Source organism: Mesorhizobium sp. B2-5-13, from assembly GCF_006440535.1.
GTDB lineage: Bacteria > Pseudomonadota > Alphaproteobacteria > Rhizobiales > Rhizobiaceae > Mesorhizobium > Mesorhizobium salmacidum.
In genome coordinates this window covers 1-23,377 of the sequence record NZ_VFUI01000019.1, presented here as the reverse complement: position 1 = coordinate 23,377, position 23,377 = coordinate 1, and the positions used below count along the sequence as shown (strand labels likewise).

Annotated in this window: 26 protein-coding genes and 1 tRNA gene; 16 read left to right on the top strand and 11 right to left on the bottom strand. The window is 63.3% G+C overall.

Annotated elements, in window-relative coordinates; genetic code table 11:
• Positions 1-91: 91 nt before the first annotated feature.
• From FJ434_RS23980 to FJ434_RS23965, 4 genes are all read left to right on the top strand, one after another.
• Positions 92-1,123: a BMP family protein gene (locus tag FJ434_RS23980; protein WP_140751817.1), complete on the top strand. Its 1,032-nt coding sequence runs from the start codon at positions 92-94 to the stop codon at positions 1,121-1,123.
• A gap of 116 nt (positions 1,124-1,239) precedes the next feature.
• Positions 1,240-2,751, top strand: coding sequence for an ABC transporter ATP-binding protein (locus tag FJ434_RS23975; protein ID WP_140751819.1), 1,512 nt, complete (start codon positions 1,240-1,242; stop codon positions 2,749-2,751).
• Complete coding sequence (locus FJ434_RS23970) at positions 2,751-3,806, top strand: ABC transporter permease (RefSeq protein WP_140751821.1); 1,056 nt, start codon at positions 2,751-2,753, stop codon at positions 3,804-3,806. Before FJ434_RS23975 ends, FJ434_RS23970 begins: the two co-directional genes overlap by 1 nt.
• Positions 3,803-4,747, top strand: coding sequence for an ABC transporter permease (locus tag FJ434_RS23965; RefSeq protein ID WP_140751823.1), 945 nt, complete (start codon positions 3,803-3,805; stop codon positions 4,745-4,747). Before FJ434_RS23970 ends, FJ434_RS23965 begins: the two co-directional genes overlap by 4 nt.
• Positions 4,748-4,842: 95 nt before the next feature.
• On the opposite strand, the gene FJ434_RS23960 is transcribed toward FJ434_RS23965, so the two are convergent.
• Complete coding sequence (locus FJ434_RS23960; RefSeq protein WP_140751825.1) at positions 4,843-5,610, bottom strand: SDR family oxidoreductase; 768 nt, start codon at positions 5,608-5,610, stop codon at positions 4,843-4,845.
• Between the two features lie 265 nt (positions 5,611-5,875).
• On the opposite strand from FJ434_RS23960, the gene FJ434_RS23955 reads away from it, so the two are divergent.
• On the top strand, positions 5,876-6,031 hold the full coding sequence (locus FJ434_RS23955; RefSeq protein WP_140751827.1) for a hypothetical protein: 156 nt from the start codon (positions 5,876-5,878) through the stop codon (positions 6,029-6,031).
• A gap of 131 nt (positions 6,032-6,162) precedes the next feature.
• A complete protein-coding gene (locus FJ434_RS23950) occupies positions 6,163-7,113 on the top strand; it encodes an LLM class flavin-dependent oxidoreductase (RefSeq protein ID WP_140751829.1) in 951 nt (316 codons plus the stop codon).
• On the opposite strand, the gene FJ434_RS23945 is transcribed toward FJ434_RS23950, so the two are convergent.
• The gene (locus FJ434_RS23945) at positions 7,064-7,774 is read right to left on the bottom strand and encodes a TetR/AcrR family transcriptional regulator C-terminal domain-containing protein (RefSeq protein WP_140751831.1); all 711 of its coding nucleotides are present in this window, start codon (positions 7,772-7,774) and stop codon (positions 7,064-7,066) included. The two genes, FJ434_RS23950 and FJ434_RS23945, sit on opposite strands and share 50 nt — an antisense overlap.
• Before the next feature lie 136 nt (positions 7,775-7,910).
• Between FJ434_RS23945 and FJ434_RS23940 the strand changes: the two genes are divergently transcribed.
• The gene (locus tag FJ434_RS23940) at positions 7,911-8,396 is read left to right on the top strand and encodes a RidA family protein (RefSeq protein WP_181166088.1); all 486 of its coding nucleotides are present in this window, start codon (positions 7,911-7,913) and stop codon (positions 8,394-8,396) included.
• On the opposite strand, the gene FJ434_RS23935 is transcribed toward FJ434_RS23940, so the two are convergent.
• Positions 8,383-9,078 (bottom strand): isochorismatase family cysteine hydrolase, encoded by a 696-nt coding sequence (locus tag FJ434_RS23935; RefSeq protein ID WP_140751835.1) that lies wholly within the window; start codon positions 9,076-9,078, stop codon positions 8,383-8,385. The genes FJ434_RS23940 and FJ434_RS23935 overlap by 14 nt on opposite strands.
• 296 nt (positions 9,079-9,374) lie before the next feature.
• Here FJ434_RS23935 and exbB point away from each other — a divergent pair, with 296 nt between their 5' ends.
• The 3 genes from exbB to FJ434_RS23920 are packed head-to-tail and all read left to right on the top strand — an operon-like array spanning position 9,375 to position 11,737.
• Positions 9,375-10,316: a tonB-system energizer ExbB gene (exbB, locus tag FJ434_RS23930; RefSeq protein WP_140510812.1), complete on the top strand. Its 942-nt coding sequence runs from the start codon at positions 9,375-9,377 to the stop codon at positions 10,314-10,316.
• Between the two features lie 12 nt (positions 10,317-10,328).
• Positions 10,329-10,796, top strand: coding sequence for a TonB system transport protein ExbD (gene exbD / locus FJ434_RS23925; RefSeq protein ID WP_140751837.1), 468 nt, complete (start codon positions 10,329-10,331; stop codon positions 10,794-10,796).
• Complete coding sequence (locus tag FJ434_RS23920) at positions 10,793-11,737, top strand: energy transducer TonB (protein WP_140751839.1); 945 nt, start codon at positions 10,793-10,795, stop codon at positions 11,735-11,737. Before exbD ends, FJ434_RS23920 begins: the two co-directional genes overlap by 4 nt.
• A 24-nt stretch (positions 11,738-11,761) precedes the next feature.
• Here the strand turns inward: FJ434_RS23920 and FJ434_RS29905 are convergent, their stop codons facing one another.
• The 5 genes from FJ434_RS29905 to FJ434_RS23895 form a co-directional block, all read right to left on the bottom strand.
• Entirely contained in the window at positions 11,762-11,932 is a 171-nt protein-coding gene (locus FJ434_RS29905; RefSeq protein WP_181166089.1) for a hypothetical protein, read from the bottom strand.
• Positions 11,933-12,046: 114 nt separating this feature from the next.
• Positions 12,047-12,298: a hypothetical protein gene (locus FJ434_RS23915; RefSeq protein ID WP_140510785.1), complete on the bottom strand. Its 252-nt coding sequence runs from the start codon at positions 12,296-12,298 to the stop codon at positions 12,047-12,049.
• A 67-nt stretch (positions 12,299-12,365) separates the two neighbouring features.
• The gene (locus FJ434_RS23910) at positions 12,366-13,424 is read right to left on the bottom strand and encodes a SagB/ThcOx family dehydrogenase (protein WP_246678388.1); all 1,059 of its coding nucleotides are present in this window, start codon (positions 13,422-13,424) and stop codon (positions 12,366-12,368) included.
• A 413-nt stretch (positions 13,425-13,837) separates the two neighbouring features.
• Complete coding sequence (locus FJ434_RS23900) at positions 13,838-14,587, bottom strand: helix-turn-helix transcriptional regulator (protein ID WP_140751845.1); 750 nt, start codon at positions 14,585-14,587, stop codon at positions 13,838-13,840.
• A gap of 307 nt (positions 14,588-14,894) precedes the next feature.
• Positions 14,895-14,970, bottom strand: a tRNA-Ala gene (locus tag FJ434_RS23895).
• Between the two features lie 146 nt (positions 14,971-15,116).
• On the opposite strand from FJ434_RS23895, the gene FJ434_RS23890 reads away from it, so the two are divergent.
• Positions 15,117-15,410 (top strand): YggT family protein, encoded by a 294-nt coding sequence (locus tag FJ434_RS23890; RefSeq protein WP_015315112.1) that lies wholly within the window; start codon positions 15,117-15,119, stop codon positions 15,408-15,410.
• Between the two features lie 7 nt (positions 15,411-15,417).
• Positions 15,418-15,741 (top strand): DUF167 family protein, encoded by a 324-nt coding sequence (locus FJ434_RS23885; RefSeq protein WP_140751847.1) that lies wholly within the window; start codon positions 15,418-15,420, stop codon positions 15,739-15,741.
• Positions 15,742-15,748: 7 nt separating this feature from the next.
• Here FJ434_RS23885 and FJ434_RS23880 read toward each other — a convergent pair whose 3' ends face one another.
• Genes FJ434_RS23880 through FJ434_RS23870 form a run of 3 tightly spaced genes read right to left on the bottom strand, consistent with a single transcriptional unit; the run spans position 15,749 to position 18,490 of the window.
• Positions 15,749-16,630, bottom strand: coding sequence for a MurR/RpiR family transcriptional regulator (locus FJ434_RS23880; protein ID WP_140751849.1), 882 nt, complete (start codon positions 16,628-16,630; stop codon positions 15,749-15,751).
• A 16-nt stretch (positions 16,631-16,646) separates the two neighbouring features.
• Positions 16,647-17,717 carry a sn-glycerol-3-phosphate ABC transporter ATP-binding protein UgpC gene (ugpC, locus tag FJ434_RS23875; protein ID WP_140751851.1) on the bottom strand — a complete coding sequence of 357 codons (1,071 nt, stop codon included), beginning with the start codon at positions 17,715-17,717 and terminating at the stop codon, positions 16,647-16,649.
• Positions 17,718-17,719: 2 nt separating this feature from the next.
• Positions 17,720-18,490 carry an SDR family oxidoreductase gene (locus tag FJ434_RS23870; RefSeq protein ID WP_140751853.1) on the bottom strand — a complete coding sequence of 257 codons (771 nt, stop codon included), beginning with the start codon at positions 18,488-18,490 and terminating at the stop codon, positions 17,720-17,722.
• Between the two features lie 180 nt (positions 18,491-18,670).
• On the opposite strand from FJ434_RS23870, the gene FJ434_RS23865 reads away from it, so the two are divergent.
• The 4 genes from FJ434_RS23865 (at position 18,671) to FJ434_RS23850 (ending at position 23,283) form a co-directional block, all read left to right on the top strand.
• On the top strand, positions 18,671-19,897 hold the full coding sequence (locus FJ434_RS23865) for a sugar ABC transporter substrate-binding protein (protein WP_027144545.1): 1,227 nt from the start codon (positions 18,671-18,673) through the stop codon (positions 19,895-19,897).
• Between the two features lie 140 nt (positions 19,898-20,037).
• On the top strand, positions 20,038-20,907 hold the full coding sequence (locus FJ434_RS23860) for a sugar ABC transporter permease (protein ID WP_140751854.1): 870 nt from the start codon (positions 20,038-20,040) through the stop codon (positions 20,905-20,907).
• On the top strand, positions 20,904-21,728 hold the full coding sequence (locus tag FJ434_RS23855; RefSeq protein ID WP_027144543.1) for a carbohydrate ABC transporter permease: 825 nt from the start codon (positions 20,904-20,906) through the stop codon (positions 21,726-21,728). The genes FJ434_RS23860 and FJ434_RS23855 overlap by 4 nt, the downstream gene beginning before the upstream one ends.
• Before the next feature lie 79 nt (positions 21,729-21,807).
• The gene (locus FJ434_RS23850; protein WP_140751855.1) at positions 21,808-23,283 is read left to right on the top strand and encodes a M81 family metallopeptidase; all 1,476 of its coding nucleotides are present in this window, start codon (positions 21,808-21,810) and stop codon (positions 23,281-23,283) included.
• The last annotated feature ends 94 nt before the right edge of the window (positions 23,284-23,377 follow it).

Sequence of the window (23,377 nt, the reverse complement as noted above, 5' to 3'; positions counted from 1 at the left end):
TGTGGACAAAAGTGCTGACCCGTTCCATAGTTCCCCGTCTGATTTTTGGAACAGCCGGCTCGACACGGCTGTCGAACAGAGGGGCACTTCAATGGAAAACCGGAAGAACAAATCCCATTCGACGCGCGAAGGACTGTCGCGGCGCAACGTGCTGGAGCTGGGCGCTCTTGGCCTGGCGGCGGCGATGCTGCCTGGTGCGGCCTTCGCGGCGGGCAAAAAACTGAAGGTGGCGGCGATCTTCGCCACTCCGATCGAGGAGCCTTGGGACAACCAGATCCACGTCGCCTTGCAGAAGGCCGAGAAGGAACTCGGTATCGAATACAAATGGTCCGAGAAGGTGCAGACCGCCGACTTCAGCCGCGTCATGCGCGAATATGCGCAAGGCGGCTACCAGCTGGTGCTGGGCGATGCCTTCGCCGCCGAGCGTGAATCGCGCCGCACCGCCAAGCAGTTTCCAAAGACCGCCTGGCTGTTCGGCTCGGGCGCCGGGCCGGCCGAACCCAATTTCGGCGTGTTCGACAACTGGATCCATGAGCCGGCTTATCTCTCGGGCATGATCGCCGGCAAGATGTCGAAGTCGGGCACGGTCGGCGCGGTGGCGGCGATGGGCATCCCGGAAGTGAACCGGCTGGTCAACGCCTTCTTTGCCGGGGCCAAGGAGGTCAATCCCAACGTCAAGAAGAAAGTCGCCTTCATCGGCTCCTTCTTCGACCCGCCGAAGGCCAAGGAGGCCGCGGTGGCGCAGATCGATGCCGGCGTCGATGTTATCTATGCAGAACGCTTCGGCGTCATCGAGGCGGCGGTGGAGAAGAAGATCTTCGCCATCTCCAACATGTCCGACCAGTCGAGCCTCGGTCTCGATACGGTCATCACCGGCCCGGTCTGGGACATGTACCCGACGGTCGAGCAGGCGATCAAACTGGTCAAGGCCGGCGTCTACACGGCGCAGGATTACGGCGATTTCTCGCGCATGGCCAAGGGCGGCTCGTATCTGGCACCCTTCCACAAGTTCGACAAGACCTTGCCCGCCGAGATCAAGGATCTGGTCGAGAAGAAGAAGGCCGAGATCCTGGAAGGCAATTTCCGGGTGGACGTGGACGAGAACACGCCGGTTTCGGATTGAGGGTTGGTTCGAGGGGCGGTGCGTGGCGCCCCTCGTCCGGCAGGCCAGAGGGGGGTGCAGCGCATCCCTGTCAATCAAAGCTGCCATGGTAAAGCCAATTCCTCTCAGGAGCGCCCTTGTCCGCCCCCCTCATCGAAATGCGCGGCATCACCAAGACCTTCGGCGCCCTCAAGGCGAACGAGGCCGTGGATCTCAGCGTGGCGCCGGGCGAAATCCTCGGTCTGCTCGGCGAGAACGGCGCCGGCAAGACGACATTGATGAACGTGCTGTTCGGCGCTTACGCGCCGGATGCCGGCGAGATCCTGATCCAGGGCCGGCCGGTACGGATCACGAGCTCGGCCGATGCGCTGGCCGCCGGCATCGGCATGGTGCACCAGCATTTCCATCTGGCGCCACGGCTGACGGTGCTGGAAAACCTGCTCATCGGTATTCCGGGCAAGTCGGGGCGGATCGATCGCGCCGGCGGGCTGGCCCGGCTTGCTGAAATCAGCAGCCAGCACGGGCTGACGCTTGATCCCGACCTGCCGGTCTCGGCGCTGTCGGTCGGCGAGCAGCAGCGGCTGGAAATCCTCAAGGCGCTGTTTCGCGGCGCCAGGCTCTTGATTCTCGACGAACCGACTGCAGTGCTGGCGCCGAGCGAGGTCGAGGGTTTGTTTTCGGCGTTACGGTCTATGGCGGCGCAAGGGCTCGGCATCATCTTCATCTCGCACAAGCTCAATGAGGTGCGGGCGCTCACCCATCGCTGCACCGTACTGCGGCATGGCCGCGTCGCCGGCCGTGTCGACGATCCTGCCAACACGACGTCGGCGGCGATGGCGCAATTGATGTGCGGCCATGAGATCGTGCCGCCGGCGAGGGGACCGTCGCTGCCCGGCGCCGGTGTGCTGACGCTCGACGGCATTTCAACCTGGCGGCATTCCGGCACGGCGCTGCGCGATGTGTCGCTTGCGGTTCGTGCCGGCGAAATCCTCGGCATTGCCGGCGTCTCCGGCAATGGCCAGCGGGCACTGGCGGAGGTCATCTCGGGCGTGCGCGCGCCCGATGCCGGCCGGATGACCATCGCCGGCGAGACCGTATCGCGGTTCTCGCCGCGCGAGGTGCAGGCGCTGGGCCTTGGCCGCATCCCGGAAGATCGCATGACGACGGGGCTGGTCACCAATCTGCCGCTCGCCGATTCCATGGTGCTGCCGCGCATCGGCACATCGGCCTTCTCCGCCAGGGGGCTGCTCAAGCCGGATGCGATCCGCGCTTTCGCCGAAGAACAGATCAAGGCCTATGATATCAGATGTCCCGGGCCGATGACGCGCGCCGGCGCGCTGTCCGGCGGCAATCTGCAGAAGGCACTGCTGGCGCGCGAGCTTGCCTTCGACCCAAAGGTGTTGATCGTGTCGCAGCCGACGCGTGGCCTCGACATTGGCGCCGCCCGTTTCATCCACGAAAAATTCCTCGACATGCGCGCCAAGGGTTGCGGCATCATCGTCATCGGCGAGGATTTGGAAGAACTGCTGGTGCTCTGCGACCGCATCGCGGTGATGTATGAAGGCCGCATCGCCGGCACGCTGGACAGCGCCGACGCGACCGTCGCGCGGCTCGGCCTGCTGATGACCGGCGCGGAGGGGCACGGCTGATGTTCCGCCTCGAAGTCCGAACCTCGACACCTGCCTGGTTCAATTTGGCCTTGCCGCTGCTGGCGATTGCCGCCACGCTTGTCCTATGCAGCGGCCTGATCGCGCTGGCCGGCGCGGGCGTGCTCGAATCCTACGGGGTTATGTTCGCCGCTTCGCTCGGCGACAGTTATGCCATCACCGAAACGCTGGTGCGCGCCGCACCGATGATCTTCACCGGGCTGGCGGTGGCTGTCGCCTTCCGTGCTAAATTCTGGAACATCGGCGCCGAGGGGCAATTGCTTGCCGGTGCGGTGGCGAGCTGTTTTGTTGGCGCTATCCCCATGCCGGGGCCGCTCGCCATGCTGCTGATGGCGCTGGCGGGTGCGGCCGCGGGTGCTGCGGTTGCGCTGGTGCCGGCGACGCTGCGCGTAAAATTCAAGGTCGATGATGTGGTGAGCTCCTTGTTGCTCAACTCGGTCATCTACTACGCCTTGATGGCGCTGATCGAAGGGCCGTGGAAGGACAGCTTCAGCGGCTACCCTATCTCGCCGCCGATCGAGGATTCGGCGAACTTTCCGGTGTTGATCGAAGGCACGCGGCTGCATCTCGGTGTCGTCGCGGCGCTGGTCGCGGCCCCATTGATCTGGTTCCTGATCGTGCGCACGACGCTCGGCTTCCGGATCAGGGTTACCGGCGAAAACCCGGAAGCGGCCAGATATGGCGGCATCCATGTCGAGCGAGTGCTGATCTCGACGGCGCTGCTGTCGGGCGCGCTGGCTGGTCTTGCCGGCGTCGGCGAGGTCGGCGGCGTGCACTTCCAGGTGATGAGCGACATCTCGCCGGGCTACGGCTATTCCGGCATCGTCGTCGCCATGCTGGCTCGGCTCAACCCGCTCGGCGTCGTGCCTGCGGCGATTTTTCTGGCCGCCGTGATGACCGGTGCCGAGGCGATGTCGCGGGCGACCGGCGTGCCGGCTTTCCTCAGCGACGTCATCCAGGGCACGGCGCTGCTCGCCATGCTGGTGGCGCTGCTGTTCACCGCCTATCGCATCCGTCGCGTCGGAGCCTTCGGATGAGCGCGGTGTTCGAACAGATTTTTCAGGTCGGCTTTCTCGCCGCCATCATCCGCATCGCCACGCCGCTGGCCTTTGCCACGCTCGGCGAAATGTTCTCCGAACGGGCCGGCGTGCTCAATCTCGGCATCGAAGGCATCATGCTGCTCTGCGCGATGACCGGCTTCACCGCCACCAGCCTCAGTGGAAGCCTGTGGCTCGGCGTGCTGGTGGCGGTGCTGACCGGCATGCTGATGGGCGCGCTGCATGCGCTGTTCACGGTGGCGCTCGGCCTCAGCCAGCATGTCTGCGGCATCGGCGTCACGCTGTTCTCGTCGGGCCTTGCCTATTTCCTCTACCGGCTGATCTTCGGCCAGCAATCGGTGCCGCCGAGCATCGAGGGTTTTCAGACGCTGCCGATCCCGGTCCTCTCAGATATTCCAGTGCTGGGACCTGCGGTGTTCAACCAGTTCGCGCTGGTCTATATGGCGATCATTGCCATCCCGCTCGCCGCCTTCGTGCTCTACCGCACACCCTGGGGCCTGTCGGTGCGCATGGTCGGTGAAAACCCGCGTGCCGCCGATTCGGCCGGCGTCAGCGTCATTGCCACGCGTTTCCAGGCCGTCATTCTCGGCGGCGCCCTGATGGGGCTCGCCGGCGCCTTCCTGTCGATGGCGCAATTCAATGCCTTCACCTTTGGTGTCGTCTCCGGGCGCGGCTGGGTGGCGATCGCGCTGGTCGTGTTCGGCCGCTGGGACCCGTGGCGCTCGGCAGGGGCCGCGCTGCTGTTCGCTTTCGTCGATGCCTTGCAACTCCGCATGCAGGCGAGCGGTTTGGGGCATATCCCCTACGAGGCGTTCCTGATGCTGCCGTTCATCTTTACCATCATCGCGATGGCGGTCATGTCGCGCAACGCGGTGGCACCCTCGGCACTGCTGAAGCCGTTTCGGCGGGAAGAGCGGTAAGCGAATAGGACTTGGCATCCTTTCCTCTCCCCCGATCGACGGGTAGAGGAAGGCGCCAAGCTGTCCCTGGGTCGAAGACCCAAAACCCGAATGCGTCACATCGCGGTAAAGCCGTTATCCACGAACAGATACGTGCCGTTGACGAAACTGGACTCGTCGCTCGCCAGGTAAAGCGCTGCCTTCGCCACTTCCTCCGGCTCGCCGATGCGGCCCTGCTGCGCGGCAAGTGCGGCGTCCGAGACATCGACGCCGAGCCTGCCAAGATCGGCGACCTCGCGCAGGCCGTGCGGCGTTCTGATGAAGCCGGGACAGACCGCGTTGCAACGGATGTTGCGGTCACGGAACTCCACCGCGATGGCGCGCGCGAACATGTGGCAGGCGCCCTTGGTGGTGTCGTAGAGCACTTCATTCGGCGTCGCCGCCACCGCCGAGATCGACGAGGTGCAGACGATCGATCCACCGCCGGCGGCGATCATGCCGGGCAGCACGGCGCGTGTCATCAGGAACATCGAGCGCACATTGACGGCGTGCAACCAATCCCATTCCTGCAGCGTCGTCTCCAGGAACGGCTTTATCACGATGGTGCCGGCATGGTTGAACAACACGGTGACGGGCCCGAGTTTTTCGGTCGCCCCTGTAACCGCGGCTGCGACCTGGGCCTCATCAGAGACGTCGGCCACCCAGTGTTCGGCTATGTGTCCCCGCGCGCGTATCGCGGCCGCGGTTGCAGCAGCTGCTTCACCGTTGCGGTCGATGATCGCGACCTTGGCGCCTTCGGCGGCAAACAGTTCCGAAGCCGCGCCGCCCATTCCCGTCGCGCCGCCCGAAATGATGGCGACCTTGCCGCCCAGTCTTTCGCCCATTTTTCTGCTCCCAACGTCCCTTTGGATGATTTCATGTTGCCACTGGCAGCGATGCTATCCCTCCTGCATCGAGTGGCCAATGCAGGAAACAGGCGCGTGAAGCGATGCCGCCATGCCGTATCACTTCATCGCCTGGATATGTCTCCACAGCAATTTCGTACCAATTTTCGGCGATCAATCAGAAAATAATTTTGCCCCTGACACAAAAATAGCAATCGACAAAGTCTACAAGTTTTATAGATTAAACGGCGAGACGGAGGTCGATATGTCCTATATCCAGAACGCCCAGACCGACAGCAACGGCCAGAGGCTGGCCAATGCCCAGGGCTTTCGCCCGGCCTATGCCGGCGCTTTCGCCTATCTCGTCTTTGCCCTTGCGTTCGTGTTCACCGGGGCAGTCGTGCTGGGCCTTATTCCCTAGGGATCGACAGGGGCTGTTGCCCCACAGCTTTCAGGCAATCGGAGTTGAATGAACCGGATCCCGGAGCGCTTTCGCGCACCTGAGGGCCGCATTTCACAGCATCAGTGATTCCAGAGATGGAGGAGATGACAATGCCGATCGAATTCACCCATATTCCCGGCAAGACCGCCGACGCGGCGGTTCCTTTTTTCTATGACTTCGCCGAGACCGCGACGAAGCTCGGGCTGATCGAGGACGGCGGTTTCCAAAAGATCGTCGTCGACGATTCGGCCGGGCTGCTGACCAACATGGATCTTGCGTCCCAGGTGCTCAACCGCACCGCTTCGCTGGAAGTGGTGCTCACCCATTGGGCCGGGGTGATCGACCCGACGGTGGCTGCCCGCCAGCTGGCGTCCATCGACAGGGAGAGCGGCGGACGGCTGGCGCTCAGGATGATCAGCGAGCCGCTGAACGATGACGATGCCGAGACACGGCCGGTCGGCCATGGCGTCGTCTGGCAGCGCATCGACGAATATCTGGTCCTGTTGAAGCGGCTGTGGTCGAACGACCGGCCCTTCGATCACGAAGGCGCGTTTTACAGCATCAAGGGCGGTTACGTGCCGCGCAAGGGTCCGCATGGCGCCGACCTGGTGATCCGCATGGGCGGGCAATCCGGAACGGCGCTGAGGGTGGCCGGCCGGCATGCCGATCTCTTCGAGCTGGCGCCAGGCTCGATCGACGACATCAGGCAATTGATGGAGCGGGCGCGTGGCGCCGCAGCCGAATATGGCCGTGCCGGCAAACTGCGCTTCGCGCTTCCGGTCAGGATCCACCAAGGTGTTTCCGCCGCCGGCCACAAGGCGGTCGACCTCTCCGGGCCACCGGCCCAGGTCGCGCTGTCGTTGCTTGCCTATGCGGCTCTCGGCATCGATGAGTTCATGGTCGTCGGCGTCGACACGCCACACGAGATCGCGACAGTTGGCCGGGAAACACTGGCGCTGCTGCGCAACTCCCTGGCGCGCCGGGAGGCCGATGCGCCGCAGCTAGGCAGGTTCATCTCCCGGGAGCGAGGCCCGCAAGAAGCAAATCGAGGCCCTTCCTGAAGGTGCCGACCCAATCGTCGTCGAACAGCAGGCGAGAGCGTTGGATCGTGGGATAGCGTTCGCCCGGATGTGCGTGGTGCTGCTGCGTGGCGGCCTTGTCGCTGTCCGCGAGGTCGAAACTCGTCCGGGTTATGGTGGCGCCCATCACATAGTTCCATAGCGACCAGATCGCGACGTTCAAATCCTTGTCCGCCACGCCGGCTCGGGACAAAGTCCTGCCGAGCAATTCCAGGCGGCTGAGAATGTTCGGTCCAAGCGCCCGGCTCGACAACAGCGGTACCGACCAGGGATGGCGCAGCATGCCGGCCCGCCAGTCTTCGAGCATATGGACAATTTCCACTCGCCAGTCCTCAGCGGCATTTATTTGCGGCGATCCGCGATATTCGAGCACGGAATCGAGCGCCAGATCGAAGACGCCGTCCTTGTTGTCGACGTGCCAATATAGGCTCATCACGCCCGAGCCGAGGCGATCAGCCAGTCGACGCATCGTCAATCCGTCGATCCCCCGTGCGTCCAGCAGTTCCACCGCAGTGGCGACAATGCGTTCCAAGGAGAGAGGGCGTTCCAGCGAGAGGTGCGGTTCACCGCGCGGCTCCGGCGCGGGCTGGAATTCCGTCCGTCGGGGCCGTTTGCTCCGGGCGCCGCTGCGTTTGGCGGTCATCCATCTTCCTCTCTGTTCAGTATATGATTTTGGCCGGCAATGGCAGGAATGTCGATCCCGCTCAATTGACTCGTATAATGTACCATGCGACTGGCTCGTATGGCGTACGAGTCGGTCCGCGGAGTTAAGAAAAATCATGTCATGCACAACCAACCATCTGCTTATCGGAGGACTAATCATGATCATGGCAGCTTCCACTGTGGCGCCAGCGAATGCGAATGAATCCAGGTTGACCATCGTCAATCCAAAAGCCCTCTACGACCCGTCGCCGAATGGCTATAGCACAGCCGTAATCATGCCCGCCGGAGCCCGGGTGGCCTACATTTCCGGGCAGGGAGGCCAAGACAGCACGGGAGGCTTGTCACCCGACTTCGCCGTCCAGGTTAAGCAGGCCTACGCAAATCTGCGCGCCGCGCTGGATGCGCTCGGCGCCAGGCCGGACAAGGTCGCCAAGCTCACGGTCTTCGTCGTCGATCACGACATGTCCAAGCTTGGCGTGTTGACCCAAAGCGCGAAGGAGATGTTCGGCGAGACGCTGCCGGCACAAACTCTGGTTCCCGTTCCCAAGCTTGCGATCGACCCGATGCTCTTCGAGGTCGAGGCCATCGTCATGCTGGAGTAGCGGCACCCGGATCAGTCCGGCAAGGAAGGCGCGACAAGCCCGCGATGACGGCGTCCGAATCGGCCAGCACGCCGAAGACGCCGTCCTCGACCGTCACCATGTGCAACGCCGCTTCATGCGCTTGCTTGTCGCCGCTGGCGCAGGCGTCCGAGATCGTCAGGCACTGGAAATTGCGGTCACAGGCTTCGCGCAACGTGGTGTGAACGCAGACATCGGTCGTGCAGCCGGAAAACATCAGATGGGTGATGCCTTGCGCGCGCAGCACAAGCTCGAAATCCGTATAGGTGAAAGCGCTGTTGCAGGTCTTGTCGACGATGATGTCGTGCGGGACGATATCGATCTCCGGAACGATCTGGAACCCTGCGCCGGAGCGCAGCAGGACGTCGGTGCCGTCGAGGCCGGCGCGCTTGCGGCGCCATTTCTCGTAGGGCGTCATGTCGGCCATGTCGGCGCGGTAGCCCTGTCTGGTGTGGATGATCATGACGCCGGCTTCGCGTGCGGCCGCGATCAGGCGGTTCACCGTCGGCAGGATCGCCCGCAGCGGCGAGAGGTCATACCCTTTTCTGGCGAAATAGCCCGATGTCGACAGGAAATCCTGTTGCAGGTCGATGACGATCAACGCAGTGTTTTCGGCAACCAGCCTGCCGTCATAGGGGTAGTCGAAAGGTATTGCCTTGATCATCCGGAACTCCTTGCTGCCGGATCAGTCTAGCGAGTCCGCATCGACACGGCGACACTGGATGCCTGTCATCGCATAGCCCGGGGCGGATATCGCAGACCACTGGCGCCGTAGCGTTTCAGGGATTTTGCGGCGCATTCCCAAATTGTTGAGCATTGCAGTCATCTTTAATGTTGACTAATAAGTTCATGTTTCATAGTCAGCCGGGCACCTTGCCTGGCGCAGCCGGGATTGGAATGCGGCGGCCGCGCTGGAGAAATGCCATGACCGGGGCCGCTGTAAGGACAAGGAAGAAGCTCGTGTTGAGACATGGTTTGTTGGTGGCATTTGTCGCATCGGTGATCCTGGCGGCGACCGGCGCGATGGCCCAGGAGCAACCGGCCGGCGCTGCTCCAGCAGCTGAGGCACCTGCCGCATCGACCGAAGCGGCACAAGCTGCTCCAGCCGCACCGGCACCTGCCGCGCCGGCGGCTGCCGCACCCGTGACGCCGGCGCTCCCGCTGCCGGCGGCATCTGCGGGGGCGATGGAGCTGAACCTGCCGCACGACCTGTCGCCATGGGGCATGTTCATGGCCGCCGACATCATCGTGAAGGCGGTGATGATCGGACTGGCCATCGCGTCGCTCGTAACCTGGACGATATGGCTGGCCAAATCGCTGGAGATTTTCGGCGGCAAGCTGCGCATCCGCCGCGCGGTTCGCGCGATCGGCGATGCCGCGACATTGAAGCAGGCGAGCCGCGCGCTCGACCGCGGTGGCGGCCCCGGCGCGCTCCTGGTGCGGGCGGCGGCGGAAGAGACCGCGCTTTCGGCCGGTGCGCTCGACCATGTCGGGGGAGACGGCCTGAAAGAACGGGTCAGTTCGCGCCTGTTGCGCATCGAGGCGGCGGCGTCGCGGCGCATGTCGCGCGGCACCGGCCTGCTGGCGACGATCGGTTCCACCGCGCCTTTCGTCGGCCTGTTCGGCACCGTCTGGGGCATCATGAACGCCTTCATCGGCATTTCGCAGGCGCAGACCACCAATCTCGCCGTGGTCGCGCCAGGCATCGCCGAGGCGCTGCTGGCCACCGCGATGGGTCTGGTCGCGGCGATTCCGGCGGTGGTGATCTACAACGTCTTCGCCCGCTCCATAGCCGGCTACCGGCAAATCCTGGCCGATGCCTCGGCGGGCGTCGAACGGCTGGTCAGCCGCGACCTCGATTTCCGCTACGTCGCACCCGCGACGGCGGTGGCGGCCGAGTAGCGGCGCAAGACCATGGGCAGCCGGATCCGCCAGACCATGGATGACGACCTCGAGGAGAGCCACGAGATCAATGTCACGCCGTTCATCGATGTTATCCTGGTGCTCCTGATCATCTTCATGGTCGCGGCGCCGCTGGCGACGGTGGATGTCAATGTCGACCTGCCCGGGTCGACCGCGACACCGGCGCCGCGGCCGGAGACCCCGCTTTTCCTCACGTTGAAGGATGATCTCACGCTCTCGATCGGCAATGACACCGTGCCGCGCCCGGCTTTTGCCGCCACACTCGACAGCCGCACCAAGGGCGCCAAGCAGACGCGCATCTTCCTGCGCGCCGACAAGGCGGTCGCCTATGGCGACCTGATGGAGGCGATGAACCTGCTGCGTGCAGCCGGCTATCTGAAGGTCGCCCTGGTCGGCCTGGAGGCCGCTCCCGCCAGTGATGCCGCCGCACCGGTGCCAGGCGCGACGGCTGCCCCATGACATGCTCCGCCGCCTCGGCCACGATGGTCCTGTCGCGCTTCGGCTGGCGCGATCTTGGCCTGTGGGCATGTGCGGCCGTGCTGATGCTTGGGGCGCACGTCGCGGTCGCCTATGCCGTGCAGAATTTCAGTCCAGCCGACCTGCCGGATGGCGGACCGCCGCCAGCCCTGATGATCGAAATGGCGCCGATGATGGTGACGCCGGCGTTACCTGAACAGGCCGCGGTGCTCGGTGCGGCCATTCCCGACCAGACCGAGCCGGTTGAAGAGACCAAAAAGATCACCAAAGCCGAACCCGACAAGGTGACCGAGCAAGCGGAGCCTGCTGCCGAGCCGGAGACGGTGCCGCCGGACGAGTCAACGGAGATGACGAAAGTCGAACCAGTCGACCAGCCGCCGCTGGAGGAGGTCGTCCCCGATATCGTCGAGACCGTCGCGCCGGAGATTGTCGTTCCGCTGCCGCAGGCAAAGCCGACGGAGCGGCGCAAGGAAAAGGAACCGGCCGAAGCCAAGGTCAAAAGGCCTGTCGACATGCCCAAGCCAAAGCCGAAGAAGCAAAAGGCGGAACCGCCGAAGACGGCAAGTGCCGCAAGCGCCGAGATCAAGCCCGCCGCCAAGGCAGCGACGCCGAAATCGACGGCCGGGATTTCGGGTGTCAGCCCAGTCAAATGGGAATCGCGGCTGACGGCGTGGATCAACCGCCACAAGCGCTACCCGAGTGCCGCGAAATCCCGACGCGCGCAGGGCAATGCCAATGTGGCCTTCACCGTGGATGCCTCAGGCCGGGTGATATCGGCGCACGTGATCCGTTCGTCCGGCGATGCCGAACTCGACCGTGCCGCGCTCGCGGTGCTGCAGGGCGCCACCGTGCCGGCGCCGCCGTCGGAACTAGGCTCGCGCGTCAGCCGTACGGCGCCATTTGTGTTCAGTTTGCGGGACTAGCAGCCGCCAGGAATTGAACGGTGTCTATCGCCGGCTCATCGACTGGCAGAGCGCCTCGACCTGTTCCAGGTAGAACGGCATTTGGTGCGCAGGATTCCAAAGGTTGGGATCGCCGACGCCATTGATGTCGATGGTCTGCATCATGAAGTCGAAATGGACGTGAAAGGCATCCGCCGCGCCCCAGATCATGTTCATTTGCTGGTCCCCTCAAATCCGTGCGCATGAATGTCCGTGTCGCGGGTTGCCGGCGATCAGGCCGAGGTCCGCGGCGACCTTTCCAGCAGCGGCAGCAAGTTTTGCAGCACCGCGCTACGCTGTCCTTGGCTGAGCGTGGTTGCCTTTTGCGTGTGCCTTGGGGTGCATAGGGTTGCCGCTGAGCTGCGCATGTCTGGCCGGCCGTGCGCCGCGCAAGACATCGAAGGCCTCGGCATAGGCCATGCCGAGCAGATAGGAGATCATGGGAAAACGGCTTGCTTCGGCCATCTGCACCAGCTCATTGGTCATCGTCGCGATATATTGGAGACTATCGAGCTCTGACTGACGTAAGGAATGATTTGACACGTGCTGCTCCTGTCATCGGATGGAACTCTGGGAAGGGGTATTGGCTACATTAGACATGTTAAGTCGGCTAATTGATCGACCAAGCCGCCGAATGCGGATCAAGTTCCGGGGTTGAGAGGGTCAACGCATAGATGGGCGCGTCGGTGAGACGGTCGAGGCCCAGAAGGCGCTTGATCGCCGAATGGCTCAGCGCCGCTGTCGGGCAGGCCGACAGGCCATGCCTGGTCGCCGCGAGCATCATGTTCTGGCCGATATGGCCGGCCTCGATCAGCACGACGCGGTAGGCGTTGGCGTCCTCATATTTCCACATGGTGCGGTCGAGCCTGGCGCAAAGCAGAATGAGGCACGGCATGGCGTCAGCCCATTCCTGTCCGCCGATCAGTTCCGAAATCTTCGGCATATGGTTGGCCGAGATCCTGCCGAGGTCATGATCGGCGGCGGAATAGTGATAGACGCCGGGCTCCAGCCCTTCGACGCCGAGTGCAACCACATAGGCCTCGTAGGGGTTTCGCGCACCGCCCGAAGGGGTCATGCCGAGCGGCAGGGCGCCGACGCAGTTGCCGGTCTCGCCGGTAATGCCCATGCCCGCGAACAGGCAATCGGAGAGCTGCCGCGAGGTGATGGTGGGTGCGGCCGCGGTGCGGTTGGTGCGGCGGCGGGCCATCAGGGCCAGAAGGTCGTTGTCTGCCAGCGCGTCCGGCAGCCGGATGGCGCCCGGATCATTCCTCAGCAGCAGGTCTGGCCGCGCGACATGGCCGGCGCGTTCGATCTGCCGCGCCTCCGCCTGTTCGATGGTCATGAACTCTGAGTCTTGGACGCAGAAATGCATCAGCGCGGTCGGCAGACCCCAACCCCATTGCCCTGAGAATTGCGTTTCCTGTTCGGCCAGCGGTGAGCCGGCGGTGACGAGGGCGGCGAAATCGAGCAGTTGCGGGACGACGGCATTCAGGTCGGCCTTCGACCAGCCGTGGGCGCGCGCGATCTCCGCGGGGGAAGCCCATTCATCCCAGGAAGCGAGGAGGCCGACCACTTCGGGGCTGCATTCGAAGACGCTTCTGGTCAGGAAGTTGCAGGCCGTGACCTTGTTGGTCCCAGGGTAGAAGACGAGCGTTTTTGAAGAGCGCATTTTCATAATGCTGTATGCCGTTCGTGGATGTGGAGCGCCGACAGGCGAATGCCCGTCGGCGCCGAACGACTTCAGCGCTTGTTGTAGTGCATGCCCTGCGAGAAGAAGGCGGTCTGCGTGCCAGCGGCAACCGTCAGCTTCGGGGCATTGTTGACTTTCTTGGCCATTTTCGTCCCTTTCCCGACCCCCCCAATGGGATCTGTTGAAGGATCCCCAAAAGGGATCCGCGAGAAGAAAGGTATGGTCCGAGGAGTTAATCCTTTGTTAAAATTGTAGTAAATCAAATACGATCTAAAATATCTTTCTTGGTAGTAAAGTCTAAAAAAATCGATTTTACTCAGATATGGAGTAGGGCGATCGCTGGCATACGCTTTTTTGGGATATTCTTGTTCTTTTTCAGCGTAAGCATGCGGCTAGCCCAGCCCTTCCCGAGCGAGACTAACGACGAGCTGGTCGAGGCTGGGATCATCGAGCCTGATGACGTGCGCCATGCCGATCGCACGCCTGGGCGGGATCTTGGACATGTCCTGCCGCATGATGACCGACACGAATGCCGGTCCGGTTTCGGTCAGAAGCATGGCCTTGCCCGTCAGCACCGGTTCGGAGATAGGCGCCCATTGCACCGAGATCAGCGACGGCTCGCCTGTCTGGCGGCGGTTGACGCCGCTGAAATAGATCCAGTTGAGACGCGAGATCGCCACGCCATAGTGGTTGCCGCGCGCCCGCGCCCATGTCGAGCCGCGGCGCTCCGACCATCCGGTAACCCTGCGGAATGTGACCAATTCGGCCTCGCGACGCACGAAGGTCACCGAGCGCATCAGGAGGTCGGCGCGGGTCGGAATCGAAAAATAGGTGAAATAGGTGCCGCTCGCGATCGACGGAGCGGGCGGGCGGATCATCTGGGTGAACAGGCTTTCGGAAATCGGCGGCAGGCCGGGAGCCGAGAGCTCAGGCGTGCCGGGGTCCCGGTACAGTTCGGGTTCATCGACGCGGAAGTAGTCGCAGATCAGCTTGGCGGTGGTCTTGTTGGGAACGGTCTGCCCCTGCAGGTAACGCTCGAACTGCGTGCGGTTGATGCCCAGCTCGCGGCACACCGCGCTGACGGAAGCATGGTCCTTGCAGAGCCGCCTGAGATTTGCAGCGAGATTCTCGCGAATGGACACTTTTTTGCTTCCGCGGGCGGCTTCTTCATTTCGAGTCGGAATCCGTATAGCGCCTTCGGTCGCCCCTGCCGAAACGCCTTGTCACAACACACAGAAAAAACTGATTTGAGAACGCCAGTCTAATGGGGCGGCTTCCAAAAAAAATAGCGTCTACCGGACAGAGGCCATCGCCATAAGTCCAATTGACAACCATTTCGCCTTGGGAACGCGAAATCGCATCTGGCCATTTTTGGGGGGATTGACGCCGTGGTATCGCATGATGCTTGGGCGTTACCGCTCGGGAAAGGCGGACAATCGATTATTCCGCTGGTGGAGCTGAGGAGGATCGAACTCCTGACCTCGTCATTGCGAACGACGCGCTCTCCCAGCTGAGCTACAGCCCCGTCCAGCGGATGGCGCATTTATCGGGGGACGCGGTTTCCTGTCAAGGCGGCGCATCACCGAAAACCCGACCGCAGGTCGCATGCGGAACCTGCCCTTGCCGGTTTGGCGTGTAATGGCTACATGTCGGCAACAATTGGAGACCGGCATGCTCGCCCTCATTCAAACCATCGTCATGGCGCTCGACCTCTATTGGTGGGTCATCATCGCCTCGGCGATCTTTTCCTGGCTCTATGCATTCAACGTCGTCAACTCGCGCAACCAGTTCGTCGGCAGCATCGGCAACATGCTCTACCGGCTGACCGAGCCGGCGCTGCGGCCGATCCGGCGCTTCATGCCCGACCTTGGTGGCATCGACATCTCGCCGATCATCCTGCTGCTGATCCTGTTCTTCCTCAGGCAGTTCATTCTCACCACGGTGGCGCCGCTGCTGCTGGCCTGAAGATCGCATGAGCGCGCCGTACCGCATTAGCGAGAGCGGCATCGAGCTGTTTGTCCGGTTGACGCCAAAGTCTTCGGTGGACGGGCTCGAAAGTGTCGAGACATCGGCGGACGGACGAAGTCACGTGAAGGCGCGGGTCCGCGCCGTGCCGGAAAACGGCGCCGCCAATCAAGCGCTGAAGAAGCTGGTCGCCAAGGCGCTGGGCGTGCCGGCTTCGGCCGTTTCGGTCGTTGCAGGTGGCACGGCCCGGCTCAAGACTCTGCGCATTGTTGGCGAACCGGCTGCGCTGGCAAGACGTGTCGAAGCGCTCTGCGATCAATCCTCTGCCTGAAGTTCAATCAATCGCCCAGCGGCAAACGCGGATCGTCGACCTTCAGCGTGTTCACGCTCTGCTTGATGCGACGCAGGTTCTCCAGCACCTTCGGGCCGCGCGTCTCGGCGACCGATGTCACGATCATGTCGACGATCGCCAGCAGCGCGTAGCGCGACGATGTCGGCTTGTAGATGTTGCCGTCCTCGAGCGGCTGCAGGTGGATGACCGTGTCGGCGGCCTTGGCCAGTGCGGAGTCGGGCGCGGTGACGGCCACCGTGGCGGCGCCATATTGCTGGGCGACCTGCACCGCCTCGATGACCGAGCGGGCATAGCCGGAGACCGAGAAGGCGACCACGGTGGTGTCCGGCGTGGCGACGGCGGCGTACATGCGCTGCAGTTGCCCGTCGATCTGCGCCAGAACCGGCAGGCCGAGCCTGAACAGCCGGTTCTGCATTTCGGTCGCCATCATCGAGGAAATGCCACCCGAACCGATGCACAGCACATTGCCTGACGCAGCAAGGCGCGCGGCGACATCGACCAGCGTCGTCATGTCGAGATTCTCGCTGGCGCGCTGGATAGCTGTGACAGCCGCTCCGGTGATGGCCGACGCAATGCGCTGCTCGCGGGCGTCGCGGCTCAGCGGCTCCGGCGACAGATACTGGCCGCCGATGGCAATGGCCTGCGCCAGATGGAACTTGAAGTCGCGCAGGCCCTCGCAGCCGAGATTGCGGCAAAAACGGGTCACCGTCGGCTCACTGACGCCGACGCGCGCGGCGATCTCGGAGATCGCGGCCTTCGAGGCGAAGTCGAGGTCGGACATGACAAGACTTGCCAGTCGGCGATCCGACTTGGTGCCGTCCTGCGACATCAGCTGCAGCCGGGTGATGATGTCGGCAGGCGTCTTCATATCCGAGTTTCCGTCGTCATCTCAGAGGCAGGCCCGTCGCCGTGTCGAACAGATGGATGTTGCCGGGATCGACGGAGACCGGCAGCAGGTCGCCTGGCCGGACCGGCAGCCGGTCGCGGAACACGGCGCGTACCGTATCAGTGCCAATGGCACCGTAGACATGGGTTTCGGAACCAGTCGGCTCGACGACGTCAACCTTGAGCGTCATGGTGCCGGCGGCTTCACCGACGATGAAATGCTCGGGCCGGATGCCCGCCTCCACCGCACTGCCTGCCGGCACCGGCTTGCCGGCGAGCGCAAGCCGCCCGCCGCCGACCGACTCGAACCAGGTTTTCTCGGGCGTCGTCTTGAGAGCCCCGGACACAAAACTCATCGACGGTGAGCCGAGGAAGCCGGCGACGAACTTGTTGGCCGGCCGGTCATAGAGCTCCAGCGGTGCCCCGACCTGCTGGATCCTGCCGCGGTCCATCACCACGATGCGGTCGGCCATGGTCATGGCCTCGATCTGGTCGTGGGTGACGTAGACGATGGTCGATTTCAGCCGTTGGTGCAGCGCCTTGATCTCGGTGCGCATCTGTACGCGCAACTGTGCGTCGAGATTGCTGAGCGGCTCGTCGAACAGGAACACCGAGGGTTCGCGCACGATGGCGCGCCCCATGGCGACGCGCTGGCGTTGGCCGCCTGAGAGCTGGCGGGGGTACCGGTCGAGATAGGAGAACAGGTTGAGGACGCCGGACGCCTTCTTGACCTTCTGGTCGATGGCCGTGCGGTTCTCGCCCCGGATTTTCGGGCCGAAGCCGATATTGTCCGAGGCCTTCAGGTGCGGAAACAGCGCATAGGACTGGAACACCATGGCGATGTTGCGCTGCTGCGGCGGCAGGTCGTTGGCGCGCGTGCCGCCGATCAGGAGATCGCCGGAACTGATGGTCTCCAATCCTGCTAGCATGCGCAGCAAGGTCGATTTGCCGCAGCCGGACGGGCCGACCAAAACCACGAACTCGCCGCTCTTGATGTCGAGGCTGATGTCCTCGAGGATCTTGTGCTGGCCAAAGGATTTCGACAGGTTGCGAAACTCGACGTCGGTCATGGTCACGCTCCCAATATGTCGTCGATGAACGGCAGGCAGCCGGCGGTCAATCCCGCATCCACGGGCATCACCACGCCTGTTACGCCCGAGGCCCGGTCGGAAGCAAGGAAAGCTACCGCTTCGGCGACTTCCGAGGCGTTGACGATGCGGCCGAGCGGATAGAGCCGCTGCAGCTTGCCCAAGATCTCAGGGTCCTTGGCAAGGCGATGGTCCCAGGCGGCGGTGCGGATCGATCCGGGGCAAACCACATTGGCGCGCACGCCGCGGCGGCCGAGCTCGACGGCGATCGATTTGGAATATGCGTTGATGCCGGCCTTTGCGGCGGCATAGGCGGGGTTGCCGAAATGCGCGATGGCGTTGACGGAGGAAATGAAGACGACGCTGCCCGAACCGCGCGCGGCCATCGCCTTGGCAATGGGATCGGCGAACATCATCACGCCGGTCAGGTTGAGGTCGAGTTCGTGCTCGATCCTGTCCGCCGTCAGCGCATCAAGCGTCTCGGCGCGGGTCCAGCCGGCATTGTTGATCAGGATGTCGGGGACGCCGTCCTTTTCAAGGACGGCGGCGATCGTGGCTTCGACCGAGGCCCGGTCGAGAAGGTCGAAGACATGGCGCGAGGCAAGGTGCGGGCTCGCCAGCGCCTCTTGCGACTGGTCGCAGCCGACCACCCGCGCGCCCCTGTCGGCCAGCAATGCGACGATCGCCGAGCCAAGGCCACCACCGGCGCCGGTGACTATGACGGTCCTGTCTTCGAATTCGGCTCTCGAAACCACGGCGCTTGCTCCTCCCGCAGGTCGGGCAGATGCCGGGAGGCTAAAGAACACGATGTAATTAAGCAACATATTAATCCGCTTGCATGCGGCGAATTCATCGATAATGTAGGAAAGTCACATAAATCTTGTGTCAGCACCGGCACAAGGAGCGCGAATGCGCGAACCAATGGGAGAGATCGGATGAACCTTGCAAAATGGACGGCCGGCCTGATGGCCGGAATGGGCATGCTTGCCTTCGCGGCGCAGGCAGAGGCCGGCGAAGTGCGGGTTACCGTCGCTGAATACAGCGCCAAGACCGGCCCCTACTTCGAGCAGGTCAAGAAGGAGTTCGAGGCGAAGAACCCCGGCATCACGGTCAAGTTCGAGGTGGTGCCGTGGGATGTGCTCTTGCAGAAGCTGACCACCGACATAACCGCCGGCACCAATGCGGATCTCTCCATCATAGGCACGCGCTGGCTGATCGATTTCGTCCAGCAGGATGTCGCAGAGCCGCTCGACAGCTATATCACGCCCGAATTCAAGGGCCGCTTCATCGACACCTTCCTGTCGCCCTCGATCATGGGCGGCAAGACCTACGGCCTGCCGATCGCCGCTTCGGCGCGCGCCATGTATTACAACAAGGAGCTGTTCGAGAAGGCCGGCATCGCCAAGCCGCCGGCAACCTGGACCGAACTGCAGGAGGATGCGCGCAAGATCAAGGCGCAGGGTGCCTTCGGTTTCGGCCTGCAGGGCAAGGAGATCGAGACCGACGTCTATTACTATTACGCGATGTGGTCGCAGGGCACCGAGATCCTCAACAAGGACGGCACGTCGGGCCTCGGCACGCCGGGCGCGCTCGAAGCCGCCAAGCTCTACAAGTCGATGATCGACGAGGGGCTGACCGAGCCCGGCGTCACCTCCAACAACCGCGAGGACGTGCAGAACCTGTTCAAGCAGGGCAAGGTCGGCATGATGATCACGGCGCCCTTCCTGTCCAACCAGATCAAGGAGGAGGCGCCGAGCCTCAAATACGGCGTGGCCGCCATTCCGGCCGGTCCGACCGGCGCGCGCGGCACCTATGGCGTCACCGACTCCATGATCATGTTCAAGAACTCCAAGAACAAGGACGAGGCTTGGAAGCTGATGGACTTCCTGTTCACCACGGAGCAGCGCGCCAAGTTCACGCAAGGCGAAGGCTTCCTCCCGGTGAACAAGGAAGAGGCCAAGATGGATTATTACGTCAACAACGCCGATCTCGCCGCCTTCACCGCCCTGCTTCCGGATGCCCGTTTCGCGCCAGTCATCCCGGGCTGGGAAGAAGTTGCCCAGATCACCTCGGATGCCATGCAGAAGATCTATCTCGGCGGCGATCCCGAGGCAGGCTTGAAGGACGCCGCGGCCAAGGCCAATGCGGTGCTGAAGAAATAGGGCGTATCTCCCTGCGCCCGTGGCGCGCCCCCGACTCAGGCGGGGCGCGCCACATTTTTGACTTCCTGCCGGGTGCAGCGGATCCGAAATTCGCATAAGCAGAAACTCAGATCCAGCGCACCGGGACTCAACCCAAGCCGATGCAAAATCGCTTCCTGCCCTATCTCCTGACCTTGCCCAGCCTGTTCCTGGCGGCGGTGGTCATCTTCTGGCCGGTCTGGGACCTGATCCAGATCGCGACACATGACGTCAACCGCTTCGGTCAGTTGCGCGAGTTCAGCGGCCTTGCCAATTTCGCCGCGCTGACCGCCGATCCCGATTTTGTCGCCGCACTCTGGCGCACCGGGCTGTGGACCTTGCTGGTGGTCGGCGGCGCGCTGCTGCTCTCGATCCCGGTGGCGATGATCCTCAACACCGATTTCTATGGCCGGGGCCTTGCCCGTGTCATCATCATGCTGCCCTGGGCGGTGTCGCTGACCATGACGGCGGTGGTCTGGCGCTGGGCACTGAGCGGCGAAAGCGGCATGCTGAATTCGGCGCTGATCGGGCTTGGCCTGATCGACCACAACATCCAGTGGCTGGCACAGGCCGGAACCGCCTTTCCGATGCAGGTTCTGATCGGCATCTTGGTGACGGTGCCGTTCACCACCACGATCTTCCTCGGGGGCCTGTCGTCGATCCCGGACGATCTCTACGAGGCGACCGCACTGGAAGGGGCAACGCCGCTGCAGCAGTTCCGCGAGATCACCTTTCCGCTGCTGAAGCCGTTCATCAACATCGCCATCGTGCTAAACACCATCTACGTCTTCAACTCGTTCCCGATCATCTGGGTGATGACGCAGGGCGGGCCGGCCAACTCGACCGATATCCTGGTCACCCATCTCTACAAGCTCGCGTTCCGCATCGGCAAACTCGGCGAGGCTTCGGCGGTGTCGCTGGTGATGTTCGCCATATTGCTGATCTTCACCATGATCTATGTGCGCCTCGCGATGCGGGAGCAGCGCGCATGACTGGCAAGCTGAAGCGCACCGTCATCGCCTGGCTGTTGCTGGCGCCCTTGATCGTGGTGACGATCTTTCCCTTCGCGGTGATGTTCCTGACGGCGGTCAAGCCACGGACCGAGGTGCTGACACCCACATGGTGGCCGAGCGAGTTCCGCTGGTCGAATTTTTCCGACATGTGGGTGGCGACCGGCTTCGGCCAGGCGCTGGCCAATTCACTCTATGTCTCGGTGATCGCCACCCTCGGCGCCATCTTGATCTCGGTGCCTGCGGCTTACGCGATGTCGCGCTTTCGCTTTGCCGGTTACGGCGCCTTCCGCCAGTTCCTGCTGATCTCGCAGATGATCTCGCCGATCGTGCTGGTGCTCGGCCTGTTCCGGCTGATGGCCGCCTGGGGGCTGGTCGAATCGACCACCGCGCTCGGCTTCATCTACATGGCCTTCAACGTCGCCTTCACGGTCTGGATGCTGCAGAGCTATTTCGACACCATTCCACGTGACCTCGAGGAGGCGGCCTGGATGGAAGGCGCCGGCCGCTGGCTGACGCTGCGCAAAGTGTTTCTGCCGCTCTGCCTGCCGGCGATCGCGGTGACGGCGATCTTCACCTTCATCAACGCCTGGAACGAATTCGTCGTGGCGCTGACCATGCTGCGCAGCCAGGAGAGCTACACGCTCCCGATCCAGGTGTTCTCGTTGGTCGCCGGCCGCTACACGATCGAATGGCATCACGTCATGGCCGCGACGCTGCTGGCCACTTTGCCGGTGGCGATCCTGTTCATCTGGCTGCAGCGTTATCTCGTTCGGGGGCTGGCGCTCGGGGCGGTCAAGTAGCGATCCCAGCAGGTCCAGGAAAAGTGCGCGGCGGTTTTCCGTCCGGAATTGCGAAAAACAAGAAGTCTACGGAGCTTTCATGCGCGTCTTCACCGCCTCGCTGGCGACGGAAACAAACACCTTCTCGCCGGTGCCGACCGACCGGGCCTCGTTCGAGATGGCGTTCTATGCCGGGCCGGGCAAGCATCCGGAAACACCGACCCTGTGTTCCTCGCCGATCGTGGCGCTGCGCCGTTGCGCGGCCGCGGAAGGGCTGACCGTGATCGAGGGTACCGCGACCTGGGCCGAGCCCGGCGGTCTCGTGCAGCGGCAGACTTATGAAGCGCTGCGCGACGAGATACTCGGCCAGCTCAAGGCAGCACTTCCGGTCGATGCCGTCATTTTGGGCCTGCATGGCGCCATGGTGGCGCAGGGTTATGATGATTGCGAGGGCGATCTGCTGGAGCGCGTGCGCGGCATTGTCGGGCCCGGCGTGGTGATCGCCTGCGAGTTCGATCCGCACAGCCATCTGACGCCGAAGCGCGTGGCGGCGTCCGACATCATGGCCTACTTCCTCGAATTCCCGCACACCGATTTCTACGAGCGCGGCGAGCACGTCGTCGAACTTGGACTTGCCGCGGCGCGCGGCGAGATCAAACCCGTCATGTCGACCTTCGACTGCCGCATGATCCAGGTGCTGCCGACCAGCCGCGAACCGATGCGCTCCTTCGTCGACCGCATCAAGGCGCTGCACGGCAAGGACGGCGTGCTGTCGGTCTCGGTCATCCATGGCTTCATGGCCGCGGACGTGCCCGAAATGGGCACGCGCATCCTTGTCGTCACCAACGATGACAAGGCCAAAGGCGATGCGCTGGCCGAGCGGCTGGGACGCGAGCTCTATGCCATGCGCGAAACGACGGCGATGACGATGCTGAGTGCGGCCGACGGCATCGATCGGGCGCTGGCCGTTCGTGCCGAAAATCCCGGCAAGCCCGTGGTCATCGCCGACATCTGGGATAATCCCGGCGGCGGCGTTCCCGGCGACGGCACCATAGTGCTTCGCGAACTGCTGGCGCGGGGCATCACAAGCGTCGGCGTGGCGACGATCTGGGATCCGATCGCGGTGACTTTCTGCCAGGCGGCGGGCGAGGGCGCGGTCATCGACCTGCGCTTCGGCGGCAAGGCCGGGCCGCAGGCGGGCGAGCCGATCGATGCGCGCGTCACCGTGTTGAAGGCTGTCAGCGAAGGCTGGCAGAGTTTCGGTCCGAGCCGCGTGACATTGGGACCGTCAGCGGTGGTGCGCATTGAAGGCACCGAGGTCGATGTGATCCTGAACACCAATCGCACGCAGACCTTCGAGCCCGATGTCTTTTCCAACATCGGCGTCGATCCGCTGACGAAGGACCTACTGCTGATCAAATCAACGAATCATTTCTACGCCGGCTTCGAGCCGATCGCCGCCGAGATCATCTATGTCGCGGCGCCGAGTTCGTATCCCAGCAATCCGGCGGCGACGAATTACACGAAGCTGAGCCGGCCAGTGTGGCCAAGGGTGGCTGATCCTTGGGCGGTGTAGGGTTCTTCCTCCTCCCACAAGGGGCCTGTTGCGCAATTCTGGCATTGTGATTCACTTCGATTATTGCTCGGAGGGATTTGCGATGGCGGTGAAG

Coding starts and splice junctions, on each gene's coding strand:
- FJ434_RS23970 (WP_140751821.1), top strand. CDS start 2,751: ATGTTCCGCCTCGAAGTCCGAACCTCGACACCTGCCTGGTTCAATTTG.
- FJ434_RS23880 (WP_140751849.1), bottom strand. CDS start 16,630: ATGAAGACGCCTGCCGACATCATCACCCGGCTGCAGCTGATGTCGCAG.
- FJ434_RS23860 (WP_140751854.1), top strand. CDS start 20,038: ATGCAAAATCGCTTCCTGCCCTATCTCCTGACCTTGCCCAGCCTGTTC.
- FJ434_RS23910 (WP_246678388.1), bottom strand. CDS start 13,424: ATGCGCTCTTCAAAAACGCTCGTCTTCTACCCTGGGACCAACAAGGTC.
- FJ434_RS29905 (WP_181166089.1), bottom strand. CDS start 11,932: ATGAACATGATCTGGGGCGCGGCGGATGCCTTTCACGTCCATTTCGAC.
- FJ434_RS23950 (WP_140751829.1), top strand. CDS start 6,163: ATGCCGATCGAATTCACCCATATTCCCGGCAAGACCGCCGACGCGGCG.
- exbD (WP_140751837.1), top strand. CDS start 10,329: ATGGGCAGCCGGATCCGCCAGACCATGGATGACGACCTCGAGGAGAGC.
- FJ434_RS23890 (WP_015315112.1), top strand. CDS start 15,117: ATGCTCGCCCTCATTCAAACCATCGTCATGGCGCTCGACCTCTATTGG.
- FJ434_RS23920 (WP_140751839.1), top strand. CDS start 10,793: ATGACATGCTCCGCCGCCTCGGCCACGATGGTCCTGTCGCGCTTCGGC.
- FJ434_RS23865 (WP_027144545.1), top strand. CDS start 18,671: ATGAACCTTGCAAAATGGACGGCCGGCCTGATGGCCGGAATGGGCATG.
- FJ434_RS23850 (WP_140751855.1), top strand. CDS start 21,808: ATGCGCGTCTTCACCGCCTCGCTGGCGACGGAAACAAACACCTTCTCG.
- FJ434_RS23960 (WP_140751825.1), bottom strand. CDS start 5,610: ATGGGCGAAAGACTGGGCGGCAAGGTCGCCATCATTTCGGGCGGCGCG.
- FJ434_RS23980 (WP_140751817.1), top strand. CDS start 92: ATGGAAAACCGGAAGAACAAATCCCATTCGACGCGCGAAGGACTGTCG.
- FJ434_RS23955 (WP_140751827.1), top strand. CDS start 5,876: ATGTCCTATATCCAGAACGCCCAGACCGACAGCAACGGCCAGAGGCTG.
- FJ434_RS23885 (WP_140751847.1), top strand. CDS start 15,418: ATGAGCGCGCCGTACCGCATTAGCGAGAGCGGCATCGAGCTGTTTGTC.
- FJ434_RS23965 (WP_140751823.1), top strand. CDS start 3,803: ATGAGCGCGGTGTTCGAACAGATTTTTCAGGTCGGCTTTCTCGCCGCC.
- ugpC (WP_140751851.1), bottom strand. CDS start 17,717: ATGACCGACGTCGAGTTTCGCAACCTGTCGAAATCCTTTGGCCAGCAC.
- FJ434_RS23935 (WP_140751835.1), bottom strand. CDS start 9,078: ATGATCAAGGCAATACCTTTCGACTACCCCTATGACGGCAGGCTGGTT.
- FJ434_RS23855 (WP_027144543.1), top strand. CDS start 20,904: ATGACTGGCAAGCTGAAGCGCACCGTCATCGCCTGGCTGTTGCTGGCG.
- FJ434_RS23940 (WP_181166088.1), top strand. CDS start 7,911: ATGTCATGCACAACCAACCATCTGCTTATCGGAGGACTAATCATGATC.
- FJ434_RS23945 (WP_140751831.1), bottom strand. CDS start 7,774: ATGACCGCCAAACGCAGCGGCGCCCGGAGCAAACGGCCCCGACGGACG.